The sequence below is a fragment of the Archangium sp. genome (genome assembly GCF_036388035.1).
In the GTDB taxonomy this organism is placed as follows: domain Bacteria; phylum Myxococcota; class Myxococcia; order Myxococcales; family Myxococcaceae; genus Archangium.
Genome location: NZ_DASVSO010000460.1, coordinates 1 through 7,000 on the forward strand (window position 1 = coordinate 1; position 7,000 = coordinate 7,000).

4 protein-coding genes are annotated in these 7,000 nt (G+C 70.6%); 3 read left to right on the forward strand and 1 reads right to left on the reverse strand.

Annotated features, from left to right (window positions below):
• The 3 genes from VF697_RS18450 to VF697_RS18460 form a co-directional block, all read left to right on the forward strand.
• The coding region (locus VF697_RS18450) for a Kelch repeat-containing protein (protein ID WP_331096781.1) at nt 1–2,081 on the forward strand (2,081 nt) is incomplete at its 5' end.
• Nucleotides 2,082–2,100: 19 nt separating this feature from the next.
• Nucleotides 2,101–4,401 carry a Kelch repeat-containing protein gene (locus VF697_RS18455; protein ID WP_331096783.1) on the forward strand — a complete coding sequence of 767 codons (2,301 nt, stop codon included), beginning with the start codon at nt 2,101–2,103 and terminating at the stop codon, nt 4,399–4,401.
• Nucleotides 4,402–4,551: 150 nt separating this feature from the next.
• On the forward strand, nt 4,552–5,919 hold the full coding sequence (locus tag VF697_RS18460) for an amidohydrolase family protein (protein ID WP_331096785.1): 1,368 nt from the start codon (nt 4,552–4,554) through the stop codon (nt 5,917–5,919).
• Between the two features lie 263 nt (nt 5,920–6,182).
• Here VF697_RS18460 and VF697_RS18465 read toward each other — a convergent pair.
• Nucleotides 6,183–7,000 (reverse strand): RCC1 domain-containing protein (locus tag VF697_RS18465; RefSeq protein ID WP_414641317.1); only part of this gene is annotated, 818 nt, incomplete at its 5' end.

The window sequence follows — 7,000 nt, forward strand, 5'->3', positions numbered from 1 at the left end:
TCCTCGGCAGCATCCCCGCGGGCCTCAATCGCACCTTCCTCGCCCAGGCCTTCGACTCCTCCGGCACCCTGCTCTTCCAGGGCTCCGCCCCGGGCGTCACCATCTCCGCGGACCTGACCGCCCTCGTCGCCATCACCCTGCAGCAGGTCAACGCTCCGCCTCCCTTCCAGAACGCGGCCCCGCTCATTGACTCCCTGGTCGCCTCCTCCACCTCCACCTCCGTGCTCGTGGGCAGCACCCTCTCCCTGACGGCCACGGCCCATGACTCCAACCCGGGCGACACCCTCACCTACGCCTGGTCCTCCACCGCGGGCTCCTTCGCCTCGGCCTCCTCGGCGGCCACTTCCTGGACGGCGCCTGGCACTCCTGGAATCCAGACCCTCACCTTCACCGTCACGGACTCCGGGGGCCTCTCCTCCCGCATGTCCCTGACCGTCAACGTCGTCCCGAACCCGGCGCCGGGCAGTGCGCAGCTCTCCATCTCCTTCAACACCGCTCCTCAGGTGGCCGCTCTCAGCGCCTCGCCCACCCGGCTGGCCGTGGGGCAGACCACCTCGGTCTCCGCGTCGGCCTCGGACCCGGAGGGCGACAGCCTCTCCTACGCCTGGAGCGCCTCCTGCGCCGGCTCCTGGGCCCAGGCCTCCTCCCGCTCCGCCGAGTTCACCCCCTCGGCGCTGCCCGAGGGACGCTGCAACAACTGCCGTCTGACGGTCTCCGTCTCCGACGGGCGCGGCGGGCAGACCACCGGCAGCGTGGGCTTGTGCGTCAGCGGTCCCGCCAGCGCCAACCACTTCCATCCCTTCATCCTCTCCGCCTCGGGCTCCTCGGGCCTGGCCTCCCCCTCCCAGGTGCTCACCTACGAGGTGGTCGCCAGCGACCCCGAGGGCTCCGCGCTCTCCTTCTCCTGGGCCGCCAACACGGGCGTGCTGGGCACTCCGGCCCACAGCGCCACCTCCAGTCGCATCACCTGGACGGCCCCCTCGTGTGGCTCGGCGAGCACTCCTCTCGAGCTCTTCGCCACCGTCACCAATGCCTTCCACCTGACGGCCACCCAGCGCTTCTCGGTCATGGGGCTGCCGACCTGTGCGAGGTCGGACGCAACGGGCTTCATGGGCTCGCCGCGCACCCAACACACGGCGACGCTGCTGCCCGATGGCAAGGTGCTCGTCGTGGGAGGAGGCAATGGCGCCATCCTGGCGACGGCGGAGGTGTACGATCCGGCCCTGGGCACCTGGAGCGCGGTTGCTCCCCTGTCCTCGCCTCGCCAACGCCACACGGCGACGCTGCTGCCCGATGGCAAGGTGCTCGTCGCGGGGGGAGACGGCCAGCAAGGCATCTTCGCGACGGCGGAGGTGTACGACCCGGGCTCGAACACCTGGAGCATGACGGGCCCCATGGTCTCCGCTCGCCTCTTGCATGCGGCGACGCCGCTGCTCAATGGCAAGGTGCTCGTCACGGGGGGCCTCTACAACCGAGACGGGGAGGTGTACGACCCGGCCTCGAGCACCTGGAGCGCGACCGGTGCCATGACCTCGCCTCGCTTCTACCATACGGCGACGCGGCTCCCCTCCGGCGAGGTGCTCGTCGCGGGGGGCATCAACGAGACCGGTGGCCCATCCGCCACGGCGGAGCTGTACGAGCCGGCCTCGGGCAGCTGGAGGGCTACCGGTGCCATGGCCTCCCTTCACGTCTTGCAGACGGCGACGTTGCTGTCCGACGGCAGGGTGCTCATCGCGGGGGAGGCTTACGGGCCGCCCCCCCTGGTGTCGGCGGAGGTGTATGACCCGGCCCTGGGCACCTGGAGCGCCGCTGCCCCCATGGTTCCGCCGCGCACCTCCCACACGGCGACGCTGCTGCCCAATGGCAGGGTGCTCGTCTCGGGAGGCTACGGAAGCGACAGCTCGCTCGCGGCGGAGTACGACCCGGCCGCGGACGCCTGGAGCGAGGCCATCTCCCTGGCCGCGCCTCGCTCCTCGCACACGGCGACGCTGCTGCCCAACGGCAAGGTGCTCGTCTCGGGAGGATCCGGAGGCAGTGGCGCCGTGGCGGCCGCGGAGCTGTACACGCCCCTCATCCCGTGAGTCCTTGGAATCCCCCATCATGAGAAGACTCTTCCCTCATCTGCTGTGGGCGCTCTGTCTGACGTGGCTCACGAGCTGCGCGCCCGCTTCCAGCACGGGCGCGGTTCGCTTCGCCGTCTCCGGGCCCCAGCCCCTCTCCTCGTCCATCTCCCGCGTCACCGTCACCGCCAGCGCCGACGATCTCCCCTCCGTCTCCGTGGACCTCGTGTCCTCCGGCGGCGTCTGGGGCGGCACCCTCGGCAACCTCCCCGCGGGCGCCAATCGCACCTTCCTCGCCCAGGCCTTCGAGGCCTCCGGCACCCTGCTCTTCGAGGGCTCCGCCTCGGGCGTCACCCTCTCCGCGGGCCTGACGTCGCTCGTCGCCATCACCCTGCAGCACGTCAACGCCCCGCCTCCCTTCCAGAACGAGGCCCCGCTCATTGACTCCCTGGTGGCCGTGCCCACCTCCGTGGCCACGGGCAGCACCCTCTCCCTGACGGCCACGGCCCATGACTCCAACCCGGGCGACACCCTCACCTACGCCTGGTCCTCCACCGCGGGCTCCTTCGCCTCGGCCTCCTCGGCGGCCACCTCCTGGACGGCGCCTGGCACCGCCGGCCTCCAGACCCTCACCGTCACGGTGACGGACTCCCAGGGCCTCTCCTCCTCCATGTTCCTGGGCGTCAGCGTCACCCCGAGCCCGGTCAAGGGCAGTGCGCAGCTCTCCATCTCCTTCAACACCCCTCCCCAGGTGAACGCGCTCGGCGCCTCGCTCACCCAGCTGGACGTGGGGCAGACCACGGCGGTCTCCGCGTCGGCCTCGGACCCGGAGGGCGACAGCCTCTCCTACGCCTGGAGCGCCTCCTGCGCTGGCTCCTGGGCCCAGGCCTCCTCCCGCTCCGCCCACTTCACCCCCTCGGCGTTGCCCGCGGGACGCTGCAACAACTGCAACCTCACCGTGTCTGTCTCCGACGGGCGCGGCGGGCAGACCACCGGCACCATGAGCCTGTGCGTCAGCAGCGTCCCCGCTCCCCCCCACTTCAATCCCTACATCACCTCCTACTCGCGCTCCTCGGACACCGCCACCGCGGCCCAGGTGCTCAGCTTCGCGGTGGTGGCCAATGACCTCGAGGGCTCGGCGCTCTCCTTCTCCTGGGCCGCCAACACGGGCGTGCTGGGCTCCGCGACCCACGGCGCCTCCACCAGCCGCATCACCTGGACGGCCCCCTCCTGTGCCACGGCAAGCACCCCCACCACCGTCACCGCCACCGTCACCAATGCCTTCCACCTGACGGCCACCCAGAGCTTCACGGTGACGGGATTGCCCGTGTGTGCCTCGGGTTGGTCCTCGGCGGGCTACATGCCCTCCTTTCACTCCCAACACACGGCGACGCTGCTGCAAAACGGCAAGGTCCTCATCGTGGGGGGATACGCGGGCATCAACCTCGCGACGGCGGAGGTGTACGACCCGGCCACGGGCACCTGGAGCACCACCGGCCCCATGGCCTCGGCGCGCATCTTCCACACGGCGACGCTGCTGCCCGATGGCAAGGTCCTCGTCGCGGGAGGCTCCCCCAATGGGCTCGGGTACCTCAAGACAGCGGAGGTGTACGACCCGGCCACGGGCACCTGGAGCGCCACCGGCTCCATGAACTGGGTTCGCACCCGCCACACGGCGACACTGCTGCGCAACGGCAAGGTGCTCGTCGCGGGGGGCGTCACCAGCGGGAGCCTCGTCGCGACGGCGGAGGTGTACGACCCGGCCACGGGCACCTGGAGCGCCATCGGCTCCATGAGCTCGATTCACTCCGATCACACGGCGACGCTGCTGCAAAACGGCAAGGTGCTCGTCGCGGGGGGCCTGCCCTCCTCGACGGCGGATGTGTACGACCCGGTCTTGAACAGCTGGAGCGCCACCGGCTCCCTGGCCTCGAATCGCGGATACCACACGGCGGCGCTGCTGCCCGACGGCAAGGTGCTCGTCGCGGGGGGATACACCGGGGGCGAGGCCCTGGCGACGGCGGAGGTGTACGACCCGGCCACGGGCACCTGGAGCGCCACCGGCACCCTGGCCTCGATGCGCATGTTCCACGCGGCGGCGCTGCTGCCCAACGGCAAGATGCTCGTCGCGGGGGGATACATCAACCGCGATAATGGCATCATGCTCGCGGGGGCGGAGGTGTACGACCCGGCCTCGGGCAGTTGGAGCGAGATCGGCCCCATGGCCTCGGCTCGTTTCGATCACACGGCGACGCTGCTCAACACCGGGCAGGTCCTCATCTCGGGGGGCCGCACGACCCACTTTAGCGGTCTCGTAACGGCGGAGCTGTACACGCCGTGAGCCTCGCGGCATCGGGGCACGCAGCCTTGCCCAGGCCCAGGCCGGGCTCCATGAGCTGCATGGAGCCCGCGGCCTCCTCTGGCGCTTGCCTTCCCGAGACAGGACGGCGACCGTGCGGTGGCTCAGCACCTCGCGCCCAGGAGCCACTCCTTGCCCTCCCCTTCCCGGCGACTCTTCACGGCTGTCATTGGCACCGTCCTGCTGTGGAGCCTTCCCCTGCCGTCATGGGCCCAGGCTCCCACCTCCCCGGAGCCCACGCGCATCGCCCTGCGCGCCGCGCGGCTCTTCGATGGGAAGAGTGACAGGGTCCTGGCGGATGCGGTCATGCTCATCGAAGGCTCGAGCATCCAGGCCGTGGGCACCGGCCTCTCCATTCCCTCGGGGGCACGGGTCATCGACCTGGGCGACGTCACCCTGCTGCCTGGGCTGATCGACGTGCACTCGCACCTGCTGCTGGAGGTCGACCCGGAGAGCGGCGGCGACAGCCTGATCTCCACCGTCGCCCAGAGGAGTACCGCCGAGCGCGCGCTCCTGGGAGCGAAGCTGGGCCGCGAAATGCTCGAGGCTGGCGTCACCACGGTGCGCGACCTCGGCAACTCCGGGCTCAACGGGGACGTGGCGCTGCGCGACGCCATCCAGCGTGGCTGGGTGCGGGGCCCGCGCATCTCCGCCTGCACCCGCGCACTCGCTCCACATGGCGGGCAGTTCCCCACGCTCCAACCGCCAGCTCAGGCCCTCATCGAGCAGGAGTACCTCACCATCTCCGGCGTGGAGGAGGCCCGGCGCGCCGTACGGCAGGCCATCTCCGACGGCGCGGACTGCATCAAGGTCATCGTCGACAACGGGCACAACCTCCTCTCGCTGGAGGAGCTGAAGGTCATCGCCGAGGAGGCCCACCGCAAGAAGCGCCCGGTGGCGGCGCACACCACCACCGACGAGAGCATTCGCATCGCGGTCCAGGCGGGCGTCGACTCCGTCGAGCACGCGTACTCCCTGCCCGATGACGTGCTGGCGACCATGGCCCGCAGGCGCATCTTCATGGTGCCTACCGAGGGCCCGATGGACGCGTGCGACTCGTTCGATGCCAAGACGGGCAACGCGGAGCGCCAGCGCGAGCTGAAGGAGCGCTGCAGGAAGCTCATCGCCAAGGCCCATGACCGCCTCCGTCGCGCGGTGACGGCGGGCGTTCGGCTTGCCGCGGGCTCGGACATGTACAGCGTGATGCCAGGGCTGACGCGAGGACAGGCCAGCGTGAAGTCGTTCAGCGCCTATGCCGAGGCCGGCCTCAAGCCCGTGGACGTCCTGCGCGCGGCGACAGTGAACGCGGCGGAGCTGCTCCGCATGCAGGACCAGATTGGCTCGCTCGAGCCGAACAAGCTCGCGGACCTGCTCGCGGTGGAGGGCGACCCGCTGAAGGACCTCGGGGCGCTGAAGCAAGTGCGGTTCGTGATGAAGGACGGACAGGTGGTCCTGGACACCCGGAGTCAGAAAGAGCGAGTGGATGAATCGACACGCTGAGCGGAGCCGCAACTCGTCGGAAAGACATGGAGGCCGGTGGTTCAACCGTCCACGCCGAGTCTCACACGGCTCATGTTGATGGGGTTGACCCCCAGCACCTGGGTGAGCATCCGGATGCCGGGCAGCAGGTTCGCCTTGTCCGCGAAGGCGTTGAGCACGTCACTCCCGACTGAAATCGGCGCGGAAGCACGACTCCATGAATGCCCGAACGCTCGTCGGTAGGGGGCAGCCCGCCCCAGGAGCAGGCGAACACGTCCGAGGCCTCAGGGGAGCAGGACGGGTCCGGGGATGGGATTGGCGGCCGCGGTCCCATCGCCGAGCTGGCCTGCCGAGTTGCTGCCCCAGGCCAGGACGGTGCCGCTACCGAGCAGGGCCAGGGAGTGAGAGGCGCCCGCGGCGGCAGCGGTGGGGCCGGGCAGCGCGGACACCTGGACGGCGGTGCGGCGGGTGGCGGTGGTCCCATCGCCGAGCTGGCCGTTGGCGTTCTGACCCCAGGCCCAGAGGCCGCCGTCCTCGCGGATGGCGAGGCTGTGGGTGAGGTTGGCGGAGAGGGTGGTGACACCGCTGAGTCCAGGCACCTGGAAGGGGAAGGGGCGCGCGGTGGTGGTCCCATCGCCGAGCTGGCCATGGGAGTTGCTCCCCCAGGCCCAGACGGTGCCGTCCTGGCGCAGGGCCAGGCAGTGGCCTCCGCCGACGGCGAGGGCGGTGACCCCCGTCAGCTCGGGCACCTGGGCGGGGGTGTTGCGCGCGGTGGGGAACACATCGCCGAGCTGGCCGTTGGTGTTCCTACCCCAGGTCCAGACGGTGCCATCCTGGCGCAGGGCCACGGAGTGCTCGACGCCCGCGAAGACGGCCGTGACACCCGTCAGCCCGGACACCTGGACGGGGGTGGAACGCCGGAGGTTGGTCCCGTCACCGAGCTGGCCGTAGAAGTTGTGGCCCCAGGCCCAGACGGTGCCATCCTGGCGCAGGGCCAGGGAGTGGGCCACGCTGGCGGCGAGGGCGGTGATACCCGTCAGTCCGGACACCTGGACAGGGGAGGAACGCCGGGTGGTGGTCCCATCGCCGAGCTGGCCGTAGA